We start from the raw sequence: 417 nt of genomic DNA, 5'->3' as shown, positions 1-417 counted from the left end.
CCCTCCTTTTTGAAAGAAGAAGAAGACACACCAGATATGAGAACCATTCTCGTGGGCTCGGAGATGTGTATAAGAGACAGGGTCGCTGACCTGCGCGGTGCTGACATCGGCGATAAAGGTCACGGTCGCGGTTCTGGACGACTTACCGAGAGTCGCGCTTACCGCCTGGGCCGCTGCAAGGGTGCTGGTGACGGTAAAGGTAGCAGTGCCGTCCTTCGCGGTGGTGACGCTGGCCGCGCTGAGCGTGATGCCGTTATCTTTGGCGGTAAGAGCCACCTTCTGATCGGCCAGCGGGTTGCCGTGCTGGTCCTGTACGGTGACGCGCAGGGCCGCTCTGGCCGTGCCGTTGGCCAGCACGTTATCGGTGGTGACCGTCAGGTCGCTGACCTGCGCGGTGCTGACATCGGCGATAAAGGT

General features: G+C 60.9%; 1 protein-coding gene. It reads right to left on the bottom strand.

Annotated elements, in window-relative coordinates:
• The coding region (locus tag ACLRGG_RS21345; protein WP_416251580.1) for an Ig-like domain-containing protein at positions 1–417 on the bottom strand (417 nt) is incomplete at both ends.

Source organism: Erwinia sp. PPS120 (assembly GCF_047918655.1).
Taxonomy (GTDB): domain Bacteria; phylum Pseudomonadota; class Gammaproteobacteria; order Enterobacterales; family Enterobacteriaceae; genus Erwinia; species Erwinia tasmaniensis_A.
This window is presented reverse-complemented; position numbering and strand designations above follow the sequence as displayed.